The sequence below is a fragment of the Collinsella sp. SGI.241 genome (genome assembly GCF_050312955.1).
GTDB lineage: Bacteria > Actinomycetota > Coriobacteriia > Coriobacteriales > Coriobacteriaceae > Collinsella.
The window spans coordinates 1-18,175 of the sequence record NZ_JBNPKM010000003.1; the positions used below are offsets into that span (position 1 = coordinate 1).

General features: G+C 43.5%; 15 protein-coding genes. 11 read left to right on the forward strand and 4 right to left on the reverse strand.

Annotated features, from left to right (window positions below; all coding sequences use genetic code 11):
• Together ACQQ92_RS01825 and ACQQ92_RS01830 are read left to right on the forward strand one after the other, a co-directional pair.
• Positions 1-1,428, forward strand: a 1,428-nt coding sequence (locus tag ACQQ92_RS01825; protein ID WP_427795631.1) for a hypothetical protein, incomplete at its 5' end; no start/stop codon positions are given.
• 22 nt (positions 1,429-1,450) lie between these two features.
• Positions 1,451-2,254, forward strand: a complete 804-nt coding sequence (locus ACQQ92_RS01830) for a glycosyltransferase family 32 protein (RefSeq protein WP_427795632.1) — start codon at positions 1,451-1,453, stop codon at positions 2,252-2,254.
• 34 nt (positions 2,255-2,288) lie between these two features.
• On the opposite strand, the gene ACQQ92_RS01835 is transcribed toward ACQQ92_RS01830, so the two are convergent.
• Entirely contained in the window at positions 2,289-3,152 is an 864-nt protein-coding gene (locus tag ACQQ92_RS01835) for a glycosyltransferase family 2 protein (RefSeq protein WP_427795633.1), read from the reverse strand.
• 62 nt (positions 3,153-3,214) lie between these two features.
• On the opposite strand from ACQQ92_RS01835, the gene ACQQ92_RS01840 reads away from it, so the two are divergent.
• From ACQQ92_RS01840 to rfbB, 4 genes are all read left to right on the forward strand, one after another.
• Positions 3,215-4,738: a hypothetical protein gene (locus tag ACQQ92_RS01840; RefSeq protein WP_427795634.1), complete on the forward strand. Its 1,524-nt coding sequence runs from the start codon at positions 3,215-3,217 to the stop codon at positions 4,736-4,738.
• Positions 4,739-4,764: 26 nt separating this feature from the next.
• Positions 4,765-5,916 carry an acyltransferase family protein gene (locus tag ACQQ92_RS01845; RefSeq protein ID WP_427795635.1) on the forward strand — a complete coding sequence of 384 codons (1,152 nt, stop codon included), beginning with the start codon at positions 4,765-4,767 and terminating at the stop codon, positions 5,914-5,916.
• Complete coding sequence (wecB, locus tag ACQQ92_RS01850) at positions 5,913-7,019, forward strand: non-hydrolyzing UDP-N-acetylglucosamine 2-epimerase (protein WP_427795636.1); 1,107 nt, start codon at positions 5,913-5,915, stop codon at positions 7,017-7,019. The genes ACQQ92_RS01845 and wecB overlap by 4 nt, the downstream gene beginning before the upstream one ends.
• Before the next feature lie 77 nt (positions 7,020-7,096).
• Complete coding sequence (gene rfbB / locus ACQQ92_RS01855) at positions 7,097-8,113, forward strand: dTDP-glucose 4,6-dehydratase (RefSeq protein ID WP_427795637.1); 1,017 nt, start codon at positions 7,097-7,099, stop codon at positions 8,111-8,113.
• A 56-nt stretch (positions 8,114-8,169) separates the two neighbouring features.
• Here rfbB and ACQQ92_RS01860 read toward each other — a convergent pair whose 3' ends face one another.
• Both ACQQ92_RS01860 and ACQQ92_RS01865 read right to left on the reverse strand, forming a co-directional pair.
• Positions 8,170-9,285 (reverse strand): glycosyltransferase family 4 protein, encoded by a 1,116-nt coding sequence (locus tag ACQQ92_RS01860; protein WP_427795638.1) that lies wholly within the window; start codon positions 9,283-9,285, stop codon positions 8,170-8,172.
• A gap of 83 nt (positions 9,286-9,368) precedes the next feature.
• Positions 9,369-10,346 carry a glycosyltransferase family 2 protein gene (locus ACQQ92_RS01865; RefSeq protein ID WP_427795639.1) on the reverse strand — a complete coding sequence of 326 codons (978 nt, stop codon included), beginning with the start codon at positions 10,344-10,346 and terminating at the stop codon, positions 9,369-9,371.
• Between the two features lie 204 nt (positions 10,347-10,550).
• Between ACQQ92_RS01865 and ACQQ92_RS01870 the strand changes: the two genes are divergently transcribed.
• The 5 genes from ACQQ92_RS01870 (at position 10,551) to ACQQ92_RS01890 (ending at position 16,853) form a co-directional block, all read left to right on the forward strand.
• Entirely contained in the window at positions 10,551-11,225 is a 675-nt protein-coding gene (locus tag ACQQ92_RS01870; protein ID WP_427795640.1) for a glycosyltransferase family 2 protein, read from the forward strand.
• A 6-nt stretch (positions 11,226-11,231) separates the two neighbouring features.
• On the forward strand, positions 11,232-11,570 hold the full coding sequence (locus ACQQ92_RS01875; protein ID WP_427795641.1) for a DUF2304 family protein: 339 nt from the start codon (positions 11,232-11,234) through the stop codon (positions 11,568-11,570).
• 161 nt (positions 11,571-11,731) lie between these two features.
• Positions 11,732-13,789, forward strand: coding sequence for a DUF6541 family protein (locus ACQQ92_RS01880; protein ID WP_427795642.1), 2,058 nt, complete (start codon positions 11,732-11,734; stop codon positions 13,787-13,789).
• 149 nt (positions 13,790-13,938) lie between these two features.
• Entirely contained in the window at positions 13,939-14,949 is a 1,011-nt protein-coding gene (locus ACQQ92_RS01885; protein ID WP_427795643.1) for a hypothetical protein, read from the forward strand.
• Between the two features lie 11 nt (positions 14,950-14,960).
• Positions 14,961-16,853, forward strand: coding sequence for a DUF4422 domain-containing protein (locus ACQQ92_RS01890; protein ID WP_427795644.1), 1,893 nt, complete (start codon positions 14,961-14,963; stop codon positions 16,851-16,853).
• A gap of 157 nt (positions 16,854-17,010) precedes the next feature.
• On the opposite strand, the gene ACQQ92_RS01895 is transcribed toward ACQQ92_RS01890, so the two are convergent.
• Positions 17,011-18,087: a LicD family protein gene (locus tag ACQQ92_RS01895; protein WP_427748124.1), complete on the reverse strand. Its 1,077-nt coding sequence runs from the start codon at positions 18,085-18,087 to the stop codon at positions 17,011-17,013.
• Positions 18,088-18,175: the final 88 nt, after the last annotated feature.

The window sequence follows — 18,175 nt, forward strand, 5'->3', positions numbered from 1 at the left end:
AATAACTTGTCTAATTTCACTTCGATTTCCGTGGAGCCCTCTGATGGATCGGTTTCCGCTGGGGATACAGTTGCTATTACTCCCAATCTGATTGTTCGTAATAATAGAGGCGTTAAATATAAGTATGTTTGGATGAGAAATAATTGGAATGAATGGGGCGTTATAGATTCAGGGGAAGGTCTCTCTTCACTAGATTGGGTTGTTACAAAAACCGGGGAGATTTCACTCTATATAGATGTAATTGATACTTTAACTGGACAAACGCTTACGTGTAAAAAAGTCTGCTATTTTGTCCCAGAAGACTGGTCTTATAAAGGCATATCCGCTTCCAGCGCTTTTGTTAAGCCTGGTGATAAAGTGTCAGTTACAACTGAGTGCTTGGGGGATACTCGTTTTCTGAACTATAGGTATGTTTGGAGTAGGAACAACTGGTCAAATTGGGGCATTGCTCAGAATGGTTCCGATGCTTCCCTATCTTGGACTCCTGATAAACCAGGTGAGTATGATATTTATTGTGATGTGAGCGGCTCTGACGGTAAGGTTACTACTCGCAGGATTCATATCGGTGTTTGGGACTATTCGAGAATTACAGCTATATCTACTGATGGAGATTACTCATGGGGCGTTCGTGCGGATATGGGGACTCTTGATGCGGAAAAATCCGGTCAATTTGAATTTAAATTTGTCTGGGCGAAACCGGATTGGAGTCAATGGGGCGTCCTGAGAGCGAAATCAACCATTAACAATGCGTACTTTAATCCATCCGATTTGGGCTTGGGTCCGGGTTACTATGCCTTGTATTGTGATGTATCCTACCCCGATGGGTCGGTCCATACTAAGTCTACGCAGGTTTATTACAATCCAATCGGAAGTTCGACCGTTCTTGGCGTCAGCAGAATTAGCTTGCTGACATGGCTTACTTCGCATCAGTATGATTCTTATTATCTGGGCACGCGTTATTCCGGCGGCTTCTCATATGACACATGTCTTTACCCCAACGGAAGTCCAAGATGGGACGGCTATACGGGTATGAACTGCACTGGATTTGTTGCTCATGCTTATGCTGCTGTTGGTGGGGATGTTTCAGCGATAGGCAGGAATAACGCACATTCGCCATGGGCCGGCGGGCCTGGTGGGGGAGGCTATATTAATGCCTGGCGTTGGTATGGTTATGCTTGTGACTCTGGTTGCAAAATGTATGAGTTTAGAACTGTTCGAGATATGCTGAATAGCGGCTATGCGCAGAAAGGCGATATTCTTTTCTTCAAGACGAATGGGGCAATCGATTGTCATATAGGCTTTTTCTGGGGTGATACTCCTTATGAGAATAAGATGTGGCATCAGATTCTTCCGGGCAATTTAATTGGTCCCTGCTTTAACAATGCAAATAAAAGTGAATACAACCAAAGCGTTGTTTTGATTAAATAGTCGATTGAGTTTGGAGTTTCAGTTGAACGAGAACCATATCCCAAAAGTTATTCACTACATTTGGTTCGGAAATAATGATTTGCCCGAAGAGGCAATCGAATGTATTGAGTCTTGGAAGAAATTTTGCCCAGATTATGAGATAAAGCGTTGGGACGAATCAAATTTCGATTTATCTTCTAACAATTATGTTAAACAGGCATATGAAGCTAAGAAATGGGCTTTTGTAAGTGACTACGCGCGTTTATGGATTCTCGTTAATGAGGGCGGTATCTATATGGATACCGACGTTGAGGTCCTTAAGTCTCTCGATCCTTTTTTGACCAACCGCGCTTTTTCAGGTTTCGAATCGGACGCTTCTGTGCCAACTGGAATTATGGCTTGTGAAAAAGGATTCCCGTTATTCCGGAAGCTATTGAATGATTACGATGTGCGTTCTTTTATTAAAAGCGATGGATCATACGACCTAACGACAAATGTTGTAGTGATTACAAAAGCTTGTAAGGCCCTCGGACTAAAGCTTGATAATACAATGCAGATAGTTGATGGATTCACACTGTACCCAAGCGATTGGTTTTGTCCCAAGAGTCATGAATCTGGTGATATTCATCTTACTGAAAATTCTGTTACCATACATCATTTTAACGGGTCTTGGATCGATGAGGTTGAGCGGGGTTTGCTGAAAGAAAGGCGTCGTTTCCTAACCCGTCATTCTTGGGTCAACCCAATGCTGGCTGGATTAATAGTACGGCTCCAGCATGGATTTAAAACAAATGACTTCAGGCCGTTGACTTCGGCATTAAAAGCCTTTTTTGCAAACCGGAATTAATTTGAATGGTCTTAGAATAGAGCCTAATCAATGATTAGGCTCTATTCATGTATTTCTTAAACAATGGTTCTAATACTGCGGCAAATGGTATTGCCGGAGAAATGGCGCCAACAGACTTTGCTTTTTTAAATGCAAAAAGGATGCTGTCTCCGGCAATCTTTGACCACATTAGATAAAGAATAGTCTCCTTGAATCTCTGTATGAGTGTGTCACTGAACTCTATGCACTGCTTTTTATATTCGGCGTAACTGCGTGGATTTTTTAATAATATGCGTTTGTAGTTGGCTGTATAACCATCGGGCAAGTATTCACCTTTACATATTTCCCTATTGCACAGCAGATGGTTATATTTACGGTCAATTTGATCAAATTGATAAACCTCAGGAATGAAGTTTTCTCCTTCGGCTATGTAAAAAGGATGTGACCTTACAACGCTCGTTAATGTTGCAATGCAGGTCTCTCCTTTATAGCCATATTGTTTGTAGAGCGATGATAGCTTTGCTGCGGTCTTGCTGGGAAATTGGTTGTTTCGAGCGAACTGGGGAGTAGCAATACCAATAGCATCTCCTGCGTTTTGCCACGCCGTTAATATGAAGTGCACCGCATCAGGCGTGAGATAATCGTCGGAATCAACACACATGAACAGTTCTGAAGTGCATTTTTCTGCAGCTAAATTGCAGGCTCGTTGTTTTCCGCCGTTCGCTACCTTTATATATTCGATTTCGATAGCTGATTCCTTTGCAAATGAATCAAATAAGCTCTGTGTTCCGTCCGTCGAGCCATCATCGACTACAAGCCAATAAAAACGAGAGTCAGTTTGTTTTTTCAGGCTTTCGTATAACCGCTTTAAGGTATGTTCTCTATTATATGTAGGTGTAAAAATGCAAAGCTGTTTCACTTCTATGCCTCTATCTTAATTAAGATTTACGTTTTTCGAATATGAGTTTGAAAGGTTCCCGTGTGAAGATTGAATCCAGTAGAAAATCAGGCGTAATTATATCTTATGCCTATTCAATTGTTCAGATTCTCGTTCAGTTGCTATATGTTCCCATCTTATTAAAGGGTATCGGCCAGGCCGAATACGGTCTCTATCAATTCGTTGGCTCTATTATGGCTTACCTTACGGTAATCAATACTGTTCTTGCTTCGAGCGTGACTAAGTTTTATAGCAAGGCATATCTTCAGGACGATTCTGAAGTGATGGAAAATACTCTTGCAATAGCAAAAAGGCTGTTCTGGATCATTTCGTTCGCTGCAGTTGTCGTAATTCTATTTGTGGGGACAATAGTCGTCTATTCATACTCGAATTCGTTCAGCACGGCTCAGCTCTTCGAAATGTCATTAATGTTTGTTGTTCTGGCCGCAGATATGGTTGTGGTTATGAATAACATTATTAGCATCGCCGTTATCACCGCTCATGAGAAATTCGTTTTTCTGCGTCTGTCCCAATTGATTACAGCCATTCTTCAGCCTTTGCTAGTAGTTGTGTTTATGCATTTCTGGCCTTCTGCACTGCTGGTTACTTGCATGACCTTTCTTGCAAATCTACTGTGTGCTTTAATCCAGCGATTGTTTGTTTCTAACATTCTTAAAGCAAAGTCTACTTTCCATGGAATGGATTGGAAGCTCGCTAAGGAGATGCTGCTGTTTTCTTCGGCGGTAATATTGGTTGCCTTTTCCGATCAAGTTTTCTGGAAATCAGGCCAACTAATTCTAGGATATTTTTATGGTGCCGACTTAATTGCTGTATTTGCGATAGGTGCACAAATTTACTCTGTTTACATGGTTTTAGGAACATCTATATCTACTGTATTTCTTCCAAAGGTTACTGATATTGTGCTTCATTCGGTTGATTCAGCTGCTGATCTTTCTCAGCTTTTCATCAAAGTTGGAAGAATTTCCTTTTATGTTGCATTTCTTGTTCTCAGCGGTTTTGCGATTTTTGGTCAGGATTTTGTTACCCTCTGGGCGGGACAAGAGTTCGCTGATGCTTATTGGGTTGCCATGATAGTTATGGTGCCATTTACAGTTGATATCATTCAAAATCTGGGTCTTATAATTATGCAGGTCAAGGATGTATATCAATTTCGAGGCTACATGAATGCCGCAATTGCTGTAATTAACGTATTTATTTCTATATTTCTATGCAGGTTGTTCGGAGTAACAGGTTCAGCCATATCAACAGCTGTTTCAATTGCCATAGGAAATGGCCTTATTATGAACTGGTATTATGCAAGAAAGTTAGATATGGATATTCTTCAGTTTTGGAAGAATATTCTATCGATTTTAGTCCCTCTTTTAATTACCTCTTTTGGGTTTAATGCTATTTGGATTTATTTTGATTGGCATGGTTGGTCGGCGCTGGTTACTGGAGGTTTGATTTATTCACTTCTATATACGGTGGTTTCTATTAATTTTTGCTTCGATGCTTATGAAAGAGAGTTTGCTAGAAGATTTGTGGGCCCAATTATTCGTAATAATTAGTTTTTCTAAGCACTAAGGATTATTTTGTGAATTCATTTACCGCGAATCCGATCAAGATGGACAAACCGATTCGTTGGTTTGGGGCACTGCAGGGTCTACGGGCGATTGCGTTTCTTGCAATTTTTCTTTCGCATTCTGGGATTGGTCCTTTTGGGTGTTTTGGGCCCTGGGGTGTTTCCCTTTTTCTTATGATGTCGGGCTTTTTGATGTCATATCGATATCTTCAAAAATCGAATACGCCAACATTCGGCTTTTCATTTGTATGGTCTAAACTCAAGAAACTATACCCTCTCCATATAATTATGATGATTGCAAAGCTACCGTTTGCATTTGTGTATTTATTTCGCGGATGGGTTTCCCTTGCGTTGTTGCTTGTTGCTATTTGCCTAAATGTAACGCTTTTACAAATTTGGATTCCAAACGAATCCTTATATACTTTATTAAACGGACCTTCCTGGTTTATGTGTGTCATAGCCCTTGCGTATCTTTTTTTCCCTATATTTTTGAGTGCTCTCAGGAATATTGATTCTGTTTTATCGGCGTTTAAAATGCTGATGATATTTATTATTGTTCATGTTTTTTTCTCTTTGGTTTCTACCTATTTACTTAAAGCGGGTTTTAATCCGGAATATATAAAATGGCTCACATACTATTTTCCGCCAGTGAGATGTTGTGACTTTGGAATAGGCGGTATCTTAGGTTGGCTGTATTTGCATCGAGCCTCTCGAGAATCGAGTCATCATGAGAGCTGGTTTCAGATTTCCTGCCTGCTCTTTTGCTTTCTTCTAATTGCCGCATCAATGTATGTCTATACTTATCGAGTCACAATACTTGGTCTAGATAGCTTTAGGTTCTCTCTGCTATTTCTTCCCTCCACAATGCTTTTGATTTGGCTGCTTTCCACTGCAACCGGTGTTGTTGAAAAGGCATGGAGCATAAAGCCATTACAATGGGTGGCCGAGATGAGCCCTTATGCGTTTCTTATTCATGACGTCGTAATTCGTTATATCTGGATAGTTTTCCAAATGTGTTTCTCTGATGCCCCAAGGCTGATTGGTTTTCTAGTTTCGCTGCTGCTTACTTTATTTCTTTCTTACTTGTGGCGTAAATTATCTACTAATTTACAGTTTGATTTGGGTGCCATTGCTATTGATCGAGTAGACAGGGGAAATAAATGATACGTAAGAAAAGGGTTCTGTTAGTTTTTGGAACGCGTCCCGAGGCGATCAAGATGTGCCCACTTGTCAATGAGCTTAAGCGTCGTTTCGACAAATTTGACACTACTGTCGTTGTTACGGGGCAGCATCGTGAGATGCTTGATCAGGTCCTGCGCGTTTTCAATGTCAAGCCTGATTATGACCTTGCTATTATGAGACCGGGTCAGACTCTCTTTGATGTGACAAGTGATGTCTTATTGAGACTTAAGGCTATTCTTGAGAACGAAAAACCTGATGTCGTGCTTGTTCACGGAGATACTTCTACTAGTTTTGCTGCCGCGCTTGCTTGTTTCTACTTGCAGATTCCAATCGGACATGTAGAAGCTGGTCTTCGTACGCATGATATCTATAGTCCTTGGCCTGAGGAATTTAATCGACAGGCAGTTGACATCATAAGTGAATATTACTTTGCGCCTACGGAGAAGAGTAAGCAGAATCTGATTGATGAAGGGAAGTCGACGCAAAAGATTTGGGTCACAGGTAATACTGGTATTGATGCCCTGAGAACGACTGTCTGCGGTACATATTCCCATCCCGAACTAGATTGGGCGAATGGATCTCGTCTAATACTAATTACCGCACACCGTCGTGAGAATCTGGGCGAACCCATGCATAGGATGTTTCGCGCAATACGTCGTGTGATGGAAGAGCATCCAGATACTAAGGCAATCTATCCGATTCATATGAATCCTCTTGTGCGTAAGGCCGCACACGAAGAGCTCGATGGTTTTGAAAGACTCCATATTATTGATCCGCTTGAAGTGCTTGATTTTCATAACTTCATGGCGGCAAGTTATCTTATCCTTACCGATTCTGGCGGTATTCAGGAAGAAGCGCCTGGTCTTGGTAAGCCCGTTCTTGTCATGCGAGACACCACTGAGCGTCCTGAGGGCATAGAGGCCGGAACTTTAAAACTTGTTGGAACAAAGGAAGATGTCATTTATCGCGAGTTTAGTCGCCTGCTTTCTGATGAAACAGAATATGCGGCAATGAGCAATGCGTCTAACCCCTACGGTGATGGTCATGCGAGCGAATATATTGCGAATGTGCTGGAAAATCGTTGATTAACTATTAAATGATTTCGAGTTATCGTTTGATGTGGGCTGGTTCAAAGTGATATGTGTTGAATAATGCAGGTTCCATGATTAAGAACATCATCGTCACGGGTGGCTGCGGCTTCATCGGCAGCAACTTCGTACACTACGTGGTGGACAACCACCCCGGGGTACACGTTACCGTCCTGGACAAGCTGACCTACGCCGGCAACCCCGAGAACATCGCCGGGCTGCCCTCCGACCGCGTGGAGCTCGTCGTGGGCGACATCTGCGACGCCGCGCTTCTCGATAGGATCGTCCCGGGCCACGACGCCATCGTGCACTACGCCGCCGAGAGCCACAACGACAACTCCATCGCCGACCCGGAGCCGTTCCTGCGCACCAACGTCGAGGGCACCTTCCGCCTGCTGGAGGCCGTTAGGAAATACGGCGTCCGCTACCACCACGTCTCCACCGACGAGGTCTACGGCGACCTGGCGCTCGACGACCCGGCCAAGTTCACCGAGGAGACGCCGTACAAGCCGAGTTCTCCGTACTCGAGCACCAAGGCGTCCTCCGACATGCTCGTGCGCGCCTGGACCCGCACCTACGGCCTTCGCACCACGATCTCCAACTGCTCCAACAACTACGGTCCCTACCAGCACGTGGAGAAGTTCATCCCCAGGCAGATCACGAACATCATCGACGGCGTGCGCCCCAAGCTCTACGGCCGCGGCGAGAACGTCCGCGACTGGATCCACACCGAGGACCACTCCTCGGCCGTCTGGGACATCCTGACCAAGGGCCGCATGGGGGAGACCTACCTCATCGGCGCCGACGGCGAGAAGAACAACATCACCGTCTTGCGCATGATACTCACGGCCATGGGCCGCGACCCCGAGGACTTCGACTGGGTCGCCGACCGCCCCGGCCACGACCGCCGCTACGCCATCGACTCCACCAAGCTCCAGCGCGAGCTCGGCTGGAGGCCGGCGCACACCGACTTCGCCGAGGGGCTGAAGGCCACCATCGACTGGTACGTCGCCAACGAGTCCTGGTGGCGCCCGGCCAAGGAGGCCACCGAGGCCAGGTACAGGGCCCAGGGGAGTAGCGTGCCCTTGTAGTATTATGGTTTTGATGGGTTGAGGGCAACAGGGGATTTAATAGCCGTCTGGTGCCCTCAATTAGTGTCGGCAGATAGCGTATCTAGGACATTTGTGACTAGATTCAAGGCAGTCTGACTCCATGTGAATCGAGAGCATACTAGATCATGAACATTATGAGAGTGTTCAAAAAGTATATTTGGGTTTTCGAAATATACTAGGACAGCCTTTTGAATAGAGTCAATTGCGCAGTCTTGCAAAACTGTACCGAAATTGCTTTCAGGGATGATATCGGATGCGCCTGCGCAATTACTAACTACGATTGCGCATTTTTGAGCTGCAGCCTCAAGAAGAACGGTTGGCATGCCCTCTGGATATTCACTAGGCATAAGAAAACAGCTCGCATAGCGTAGCAAGGATGACATGTCAGATTCATTTAATCTTCCGACAAAATGGATTCTCTCATTTTGCGCGTTGGATATTGCTGTATTTAATGGGCCACTGCCAGCAATAATTAAATGAATGTTTTTGCCATGAATGCCGTTGATTGCTTCTATTGCCTTCATAACGCCTTTTTCCTCAATCAGGCGACCGGCATATGCAACAACAAATGCATCGGGAGATATATTAAGCTCAGAATCCCAGTTTCTTTCTGATGCGGATGCGCAGTATGCGACCGCATCAATTGAGTTGGGTATTACGGAATGGGGCGAAAATCCCAAGCTTTTTATCCATTGTAAACTTCGATTTGAAACAGCGCATGCAACTGGCTTGTTTCTAGAAATGATTTTTGTTGACAGTCCTTCATATAATCGCATGAGATAACCCATTGGACTTTTTTCTGTAGACAAATATCCGGAGCTATGGTCAATTAAAACTGGCCGTATGCACTTTTTCGCGGCAACCCTGCATGCAAAATGGCAAATCGGATAATAACGAGTATTAATAATAATATCGCTGATGGGCAATTCCATAATGTGACGGAAAGCTCGAAATGTGCTCGGTATCGGCTTAATTATGGGAAATCTGTCATTCATAAGAGACACCGAGGGTATCTCAATTAGAGAGACGTTGTTTTCGCTTATAAAGCTGCCAATTCTTTCCGAATCTGAAGAGGTGACAACAACAACTTCGTTTCCAAGTTCAACCAATTTCTTGGCGAGGTTTTCAGTGTATCGCTCCACACCTCCCATATGAGGGGCGTAATATGCGCTGGCAATTAGTATTCGTCGCACGGCTATCCTTTGCGTCAAGTGGTTGTCGTTGTTAAGGGTAATTACAGTTTAGAAATGATGTAGTATGCGGGCCAGTCAAGGTGAAATTTCTGCAAACCAAGTAGCACCCCTACTCCTAGGCGAATTTTTAAGGTCTGGCCTTTTGGTTTTAAAATACCTATATGAGGATTCTTTAGATAGTTCGGAAAATGCTTTCGTGCGTGCGAGAAAACGAGATTATATTTTGATCTCATCAGCTCTGGACCGCAACCCCTATTAAAAACAACCAAGGCATTGATCATGTTTGCTAAATAGGTGTATTCAATAACATCGAATCTGCTTTTCGGAAGTTTTGAGAGATCGTGGCTTTCAAGGAAAAGGTCAAACATTTCCGCCATGATTTGCTCATGATTTTTCTTGTAGCTCATTGAACCGGTGATTGATTGGCGATTGAAGTAGTAATAATAACCCTCGTATGGAATGATTTTCACTTTCGCGTTGCAGTAAAAGGCGCAGAGGCTAAAGTAGATATCTTCACCGCAAGGGACACCGGTAAAGCCCAGTTTGTTTTCTTCAATAAAGGACTTTTTAAAGAGTTTTGCCCATGCAATCGCATAAGTTGTCGTACTCCATACGCTGTTTGATATGCGATGCCTTTTCAGTTTGCCATCAATATCCCTTATGAAACCTCCTGCGATGATGTCGTAGTCGCCATCTTCAGCTGCCTGAAGATAAGTTTCGATATAATTGGGAGCGACATAGTCATCGCTATCTACAAAGAAGACATATTCACTACAAACATATTCGAGGGCTCTTTCCCTTGTTCGTCCAAGACCTAAATTGCACTCATTATTTAGAACTCGAATTTTTGAGGGGTATTTCTCTTGGTATTCCGAGAGAATGAGATCGCTATTATCGGGGCTGCAATCATTTACGCAGAGAACTTCATAATCAGAGATAGTCTGGTGAACGAGACTATCGAGACAGCGACTGAGGTACTTTTCAACGTTATAGACTGGGACGATGATTGTAGCTTTCATTTGAATTCCTTATCTCAACGGTAAAGGACGATTTTTGCATGAATAGGCCATGCCCGTTTGTTTCTTATCGTATATGCCAATGCGATATGAGTGAATATATAATAAGTGTATGTTTCAGCTACTCATAAGATATATTGAATGGCTGTTTAGGTTCTACTAATTATGTCACGAGAGAATGGTGCTCGATTGTCGTCTAGATCGAATGTGCTTGTTGCAATTCCTGCATATAACGAAGAGGAATGCATTGAAGGCACGGTGAAAGAGCTCCGCTCGATTGCGCCAGAGTTTGACTTCATTATTATCAATGACGGCTCTCGAGATCGAACGGGAGAGATTTGCGACTCGTTACGCTGCGATGTCATTACCATGCCAATTAATTGCGGCCTGACTGTTGGATTTCAGGCTGCGGCTCGATATGCTGTTGATAATGGTTACGACTATATGATTCAGTTTGATGCTGACGGACAACATCGCCCGGAGTATTTGGCTTCTCTTGTTGAGAAAGCGGAACGCGCTGGATCAGATATCGTTATCGGTTCCAGGTTTCTTACTATTCGCAAAGATAAATCGATGCGCATGCTTGGCTCGCGCATGATTACAGTGCTAATCAAGATGCTGACTGGGCATCGCATCAGCGATCCGACCTCGGGCTTAAGATTATTTAGCCGTCCCGTGCTTGAAAGATACTATTACGACAACACTCTCAATCCTGAACCCGAATCAATCGCTTTGTTTTTAAAACAAGGATATTCGGTCTCTGAAGTTCAGGTATCAATGCGTGAACGCCAAGGCGGCGTGAGCTACTTAAATCCTGTAAAGTCAATGCAGTATATGCTTAGAGTGTTTGCTACGCTGCTAATTGTTCAATGGTTTAGGTGATTGTAAATGACTTTTACGTTGCGTGCATTACTCATTATATTTGCTGCTCTTGTTTTCTTCTTCGTTATTCATAAATTGAAGAGATCTCAGATGCGGGTTCTCGATTCCATGTTTTGGATCTTGTTTAGCTTGAGTTTTGTATTGTTGGGCCTATTTCCCGAAATAGCTTTAATTATTTCTTCAGAACTTGGCTTTGTGTCCGCCTCTAATTTTGTTTTTCTTTACGTTATCGCCGTTCTCGTAGTGAGGGATTTCTCAAATTCCTTGCGACTTTCGAAGCAGGAGGAGCGTATTAATGGGTTGGCTCAGTCGATTGCGCTTAGCGATATTGATAAAGCCAAATGATCGACTGATCCTGAACACGTTCTTTTTCAACATTTGCTTTTCTTCTGTACATGCTTTGTTGTAAATAACAAGATTTATTGTGCGTGTTAATTCATGCTTGTATTTCATTTTTAATGCCTGTGCATTTCAGCAATGTACCTGAACCTAGGTTGGTTAATTCTATGTGGGCCGCTTTCTTCATTTCTTCGCTTTTTCTATTGTTCCTCTTGGAGATTCCTGGATTTGCTTTTTCACGTTTGATGTGTTTTAGCAGGATTGATTCACTTTTAGCTGCACCGTTGTTTTCAATTGCATTGCTTGAAATAATAAGCATTATTTACTCTAAGCTTGGATTTTATGCTTCATGGGTAAGTCTGAGTCTCCCCTGTCTACTCCTTGCTTTGATACTTTTACTGATTGCATCATTTAGTCGCTCACGCAATACTGATGTAGCAAAGCCATCCTCGGGTCGTTCAAACTGGTTAATACTATTTCTGTACATTGGCATTGCCTTTGTTATTGCAACTAAAACGTATGTGCTTCCTTTAGATGGGCCGTCTTCTTTCATACAGGATTCGGATAATTCTTTTCATCTTGCTGTTATTAGATCTTTTATTGACAGCGGTGATTATTCGACAGTTAATGTCGGCATTTATCATGATGTGATGTCTAGTTCGATTATTTCAGTTGCTAGCGGCTTTTATCCTGCGGCTTGGCATTTGCTTGCAGCCCTTGTTGCGAGCTTCTCTGGACAAGATGTTGCGTTTGCGACAAACGTTACAAATTATGTAATGCTATTATTTGTCTTACCGTCTAGCGTATTTCTGTTTTTAAAAACAGTATTCAAGGAAGAACGCGGTGTGGTAATTGCTGGGGCGCTAGTATTATTCGCTTTTAATAGTTTTCCCTGGGGCACTTTAATTTCAGTGTCAGGTCCTTTGTTCCCTAATACTTTGGGTCTTATGCTTGTGCCAGCTTGTGCCGCTATTTTTATTAATACGATCGGTGCGTGCGCAAAGCGGTTCAGCCTGAACTACATTGCTGCATTTTTATTAGGCGTTCTATCGCTCTGTTTTTCTCACCCAAATGCAATATTTACGATGGCTGTCCTTCTTGCGCCTTTTGTTGTTTTGCGCTTTTCGCGTTGGTATGTTGTGAAACAAAAATATGTAGATTCTGACATGCCTCTATCAGTGAGATTAACTTCCCTCGCGATTCCCGCTTTATTGATTCTAGTTATTTGGATTGTTTGCTTTATTAATCCAGCTTTAAGTAATACTGTTTCTTTCACCTGGGGTGTAACCGCCTCGCATTTACAGGCTATTATTAATGTATTGGCTCTGTCTTTTCGGCTTCCGGCAGGCAATTATCTCCTTGCTTTGTTCGTTGCAATTGGCTTCTTTGCCTTGCTTCGCAATAAAGAGTCTTCATGGTTGTGTTTCTCGTATATGTTCGCTGCCATCATATATATAATCGGGGCATCATCATCCGGGTTTTTAAAGCATTTTCTTGCGGGTTTTTGGTATACCGATCCGTATCGTCTGGGTGCATGTGCCAGCCTCATGGCAATTCCCTTGGCTGCTGTTGGTTTAGAGGCTGTCTATTCGCTTGCTTTGAGGATATTCAACAGACTTGGATATGAACCTTGGGCAAAGATATCAGCTTGTTTTGTATGTTTGATTATTACTATGTGTGCCCTATATGTTAACGATTTCAACTTGCCTGGATTTGGATGGGTTTACACGGGTTTGGGTGATTACCAGAACTGTTCGACGCTTGCGAATGATTCGAAGCGTGACAACTTGTTTGACCCTAAAGAGCGGGTTTTTTGTAAGCGCGTAGCCGAGTTTCTCGAAAAAGATGATAGTTTGATATATAACAACGCAGATGACGGTAGCGCTTTCGCATACCCCTTATATGGCTTAAACCTTCTATACCGCCGATCTGCTGCAGAGATGCTCGGTAATGAGACAAGTGATAATCAAACGCTAAGATTGCATCTCGACAAGCTTGCTACAAACGAAGATGTCCAACGCATCCTTAAAGAAAATGGTATTAAGTACATTCTTGATCTGGACTATGGTGGTGAGGTCAACGACGAGCGCTGCTACTATGGTTACTATACTTGGGACAAATGGCAAGGCATTAATTCGATCGAAGATTCGACTCCGGGACTCAAGCTTCTTATGTCGGAAGATGATATGCGACTTTATGAGATAGACTATTCTGCGTTCAATTAATTATTCTTTCTGTTGTTGTCAAAGCACCTTATGAATAATCTTTAAGGCTAAGTTCCATTTCTATTCATTTTTAGTGCTTCGCGATAAGCCACTCGTCGACAAGCGGGTGGCTTATTATTTTTCATGTCACTGATTCGTAGGAGTATTTCATGTCTCTTAAAAACACTGTTTATGATGCCATTAACTCAAATAAGTTTGGAAAGGCTTTCTTAAAGGCTCGTCGTGATATTCGGGGCGACGAGGCCATGCGGGCTATCCAATCCGGAACTCATGACTTTATCGATCGTAGCAAGGGCAGTGATAAACTCTGTATTATTCTCGCTGGATATAAGCCGACATTATGGGAAGACGTTTTTGGCCGTATTGCGGCATATGTGCCTTCCGATGTTGATGTGTGCGTAATGACCAGCGGGCTTGTGAACGAAGAGCTTAAGAAAATTGCCGCTGAGCATGGTTGGTCCTATCTTTCGACTTCTGTTAATCATCTATCTGTTGTTCAGAATATTGCGATTGAATGCCATCCCAGGGCTAAGTGGATTTATAAGCTCGATGAGGATATGTTTTTGACCAAGGGCTTCTTTGAGGCGATGCTTGATACCTATGAGGAACTTGAGTCTAACACCCTGTATAAGCCTGCGTTTGTCTCTCCTCTAATTAATGTCAGTTGCTATGGGCATCTTCGCTTGCTAGATAAGTTGAATCTCTTGGATGATTTCAGGAATACCGGTCTCACGGATATGAAATATTCGGATGGTTTGCATCACAATCGACAGGTCATTTCCGAACCTAAGGTCGCTCGCTATATGTGGGGCGAGTCTCAGCCTGTTTTGCGCGATATCGATGCGCTTACGGAGCGCTTCTCAATTGAAAATGAAGGTTTCCAGTATTCAATTTGCCCGATTCGCTATAGCATCGGTGCCATTCTGTTCACACGCGATGCATGGAATGAGTTTGGGCATTTCCCGTTGACCTTTGTCGGAGGTCCATATGGCCTTGGAGACGACGAGGAGCATATTTGCAACTATGCATGCTTTACTGGGCGAGTGATGGTTGTAAATGAAAATATTGTTGTGGGCCATCTTGGTTACGGTGGCGCGCAAACAAAGACGATGGTTGAGTTCCACGCCAATCATCGTGATCAATTTAAGCTTAAGGCGTAGCCGGGGGATATATGTCTAAACCCAACATCAAGATTCTAGTTTCGTGTCATAAGCCCGTCTGCATTCCTTGCTCCGACCTGTATCTACCTGTTCATGTAGGCTCTTTGGGCAAGGAGACTATTCCTGGATGCCAGCGCGATGATTGCGGCGAGAATATCTCCGATCGGAATTTCACTTTTTGTGAAATGAGCGGTCAGTATTGGGCCTGGAAAAACTTAGAGGCAGATTATGTTGGCCAATGCCATTACCGCCGTTTTTTCAATTTTGATGAGAAGAAATATGAGTCGAACGATCATGCTCAGATTGAGGATGAATGTTTGTCTCCACTGTCAATTAAAAAGTATCAGCTAGCAAACGAGGCTTTGATTAGGGACTGTGTCGAGAAGGTCGACCTTGTACGCGCTCCTTATTGGGACGTGAGGGGAGTTCCCACTCCTTGCGGCCCTAAAAAAACTATAAGGGACCATATGTGTGCTTATGGCCTTGTTACTCAAGCCGAGCTAGACCATATGGTTGATATTTGCAAGATTGTTCAGCCTGATTTTGTAGACGAGCTTGTCGCATATCTTAACGGTTCCAAGTATCTGGGCTATAACTGCTTCGTGATGAAGAAGACCCTCTTCGATGAACTCTGTGCATTTGAGTTTTCGATTCTTCAGCAGTTTGACTTTGAATACGACTATGAGAACAAGACGACTACTCACAAACGTATTTGTGGCTATTTGGGCGAGATCCTATACAGCGTATTCGTTTCTCATATCTCTAAGAGGGGGATTAAGATCGCTGAGCGTCCGCTTGTTTTCTTTGAAGAGACTCCTGCTCCGATTGACGCTGCTGTAGTCGATAGCCAAACGGTTGATATCGTATGGCGCTATGCGGAATCGACGCCTATTAAATTTTCCGTCGCGCTGGAGAGCTTAATTCGTCAGCTTGACGCGAATCGAAAGTATCGATTGCTTCTAATTCATAATTGTCAGTTTAACTTTGCCAATTGCCTTAACATACTCGAGGCTATTCCGGAGAATCTTGAAATTAGACAAGCAACTTTCCCGGTAGTTGGACCCAACAACCTCTTTGGTTCTATGGATGCCGCTGAAGCGCATATTGTCCTTCCTTTTATGCTTCCTCGCATCATGGATGCCGATTCGACTAGTCATCATCGAGTTCTTTGGGTTGAGGGGTGTGCTTTCTTTAAAAAAGACCCAGCCGTAATTATTGAAGGTTCAGTATATTCACTCGCTGCTATAAAGAGCGTTTTCCTCGAGAAAGAGCTTAATAAGCCCGTTTCGTCTCGTTTGCGCGACTTATATCTTGCTGCTGCAGGTGGCTGGGAGATGAGCGAGGCGTCCGCTCTTATAGTTGATTTGTCTCAGCTTTCTACTATCTGTCCTGAGCCATATGAGTTGTACTGTGCCTGTGCATCTGAGCTGGGCATCGATCCAAGAGGCGATTTGGCTAAAGAGTTTCAAAAGTATCAGTCGCATAAAAAGAAACCGGGCAGCGCTAAAGATGCTTTCTGCTTCCCGCTAAGCGTATTTGCGGTTCGAAGCCTTATGATGCGCAAACTAAATTTCAGCTTTATCCCGAATTCGAGCAGTATGCCCGTGGTGTCCTTTGAAGAAGTTGGCATGTGGGCCAACGAGTGCACGGCAAAGGAGTATAAGGCCTCCGATGAGAGTGGATTGTTGCTCTATTCATCGGATACGACTCCATTCTCTGAACCGGCGAATGCACTTTGTCGTGATTATTGGCGTTTGGCCAGGTGTATGGATGCGTATGAGTCACTTTTAGTTATGCTTGCGGAATACCGACCGCTTGGATTAAAACGGACGTTGTTTCCAGTTGGGACAAGGCGACATAGGGTTATGTTTAAGATGGTTTCTCTGATTAGGCGTTTTCGATAGCTAAAATAGTCTATTCAAGCTATCGTCACAGAGTGGCCGTCATAGTAGATTCGACCGTGCTATTGCAGGGACAATTACACGGTCGTCATAATGAAGTTTAAACACATTTAATGGATTGGTGTTTCGAGTCGAACGCCAATCCATTGATGGCAGCGCCCTATAACTCTTGGTTCTCTAATGCGCGGAGTTGCTCTTTGCTGACATGTTCGCAGTGTGTAGTTATGTCCATTGGAACACGATAGATGTCTCCATATACATCTTCGGTAAACTTTCTTAGATTTTTTGGCGCCTGGCAAGAAATCCGTTCAAATGAAATTGTCTGCGTCGGAAACACTTCTCGCTTTTGACAAGCCCATTTGTAATCAGATAAATAGTAGATGTTTTCAATGCCCCAAAGCATGCCATTAGTTATTTGGCCATCAATTATTCCCTGGCTCATTTCGATCGAGCGGTATTTTGCAAACGTTTCTTCTATTTGGGTTGTTAGTGGATCGGATGCTGGAATGAATTCCTTTTCTTTCCATTCGCTGTAGTAGGGGGCGTCTTTCATCTCAGCTATCATTTTCATTCTTAGTTCTAGCTGTTTTTCAAACGTCTTTTTATCGGCGTTGCCGCTCTCTTCAAATATGAACAAGTCTAAAAAGCAGGGATTATTAATGTCTGCGTACATAAAACGAACTTGCTTACAGAAGTTCCAGACATCGTAAACGATTGAGATTCGATACCGTTCGTCATCGCTGACAATATCGATAAGTCTGTCAATCTCCGATCGCATCATGCCGAGATCGCTATCGTCATCCCAAGGAATAAAGCCCTGGTGTCGGATTGCTCCAAGAAGCGTTCCGAATGCAATCCAGTATTGAAGACCGTTGTCTTTACATAATGAGTCAAACTCTCCAAGCAGCTTTGCACATCCGAGTTGCATTGCCCTGAGCCCGCCATTGGCTTTTGGAAGCGATGCGAAAAAACGCTTCTTTGTGTCTTGTAGATCTTCGTTGTCGTTTCGGTAAAGCTGCCAAAGCATCGTTTCGATTCTCATCGAAACGCCGTCGTTATCACTTTTAAGCCATTCGGCCCTAAAATTCAGGTTGTCGTTAATACCGTTGTCAGCCTGCTCGATCCTCGCATTGATGGATCGGTTGAGTTCATAGAGTTCATAGACATCTGAGCGAAGATCTCTAATTGCTCGCTTTGATGCGGGAAGATGGTCGACGATGCGTGACAGGATGCCCATTCTGTATCCTTCGTGTTGAGAATTGAGTTCTGTTTAATATAGCCTACGTAGTTCGATGGTTTTGCGACGACTGATTAAATCTGGATGA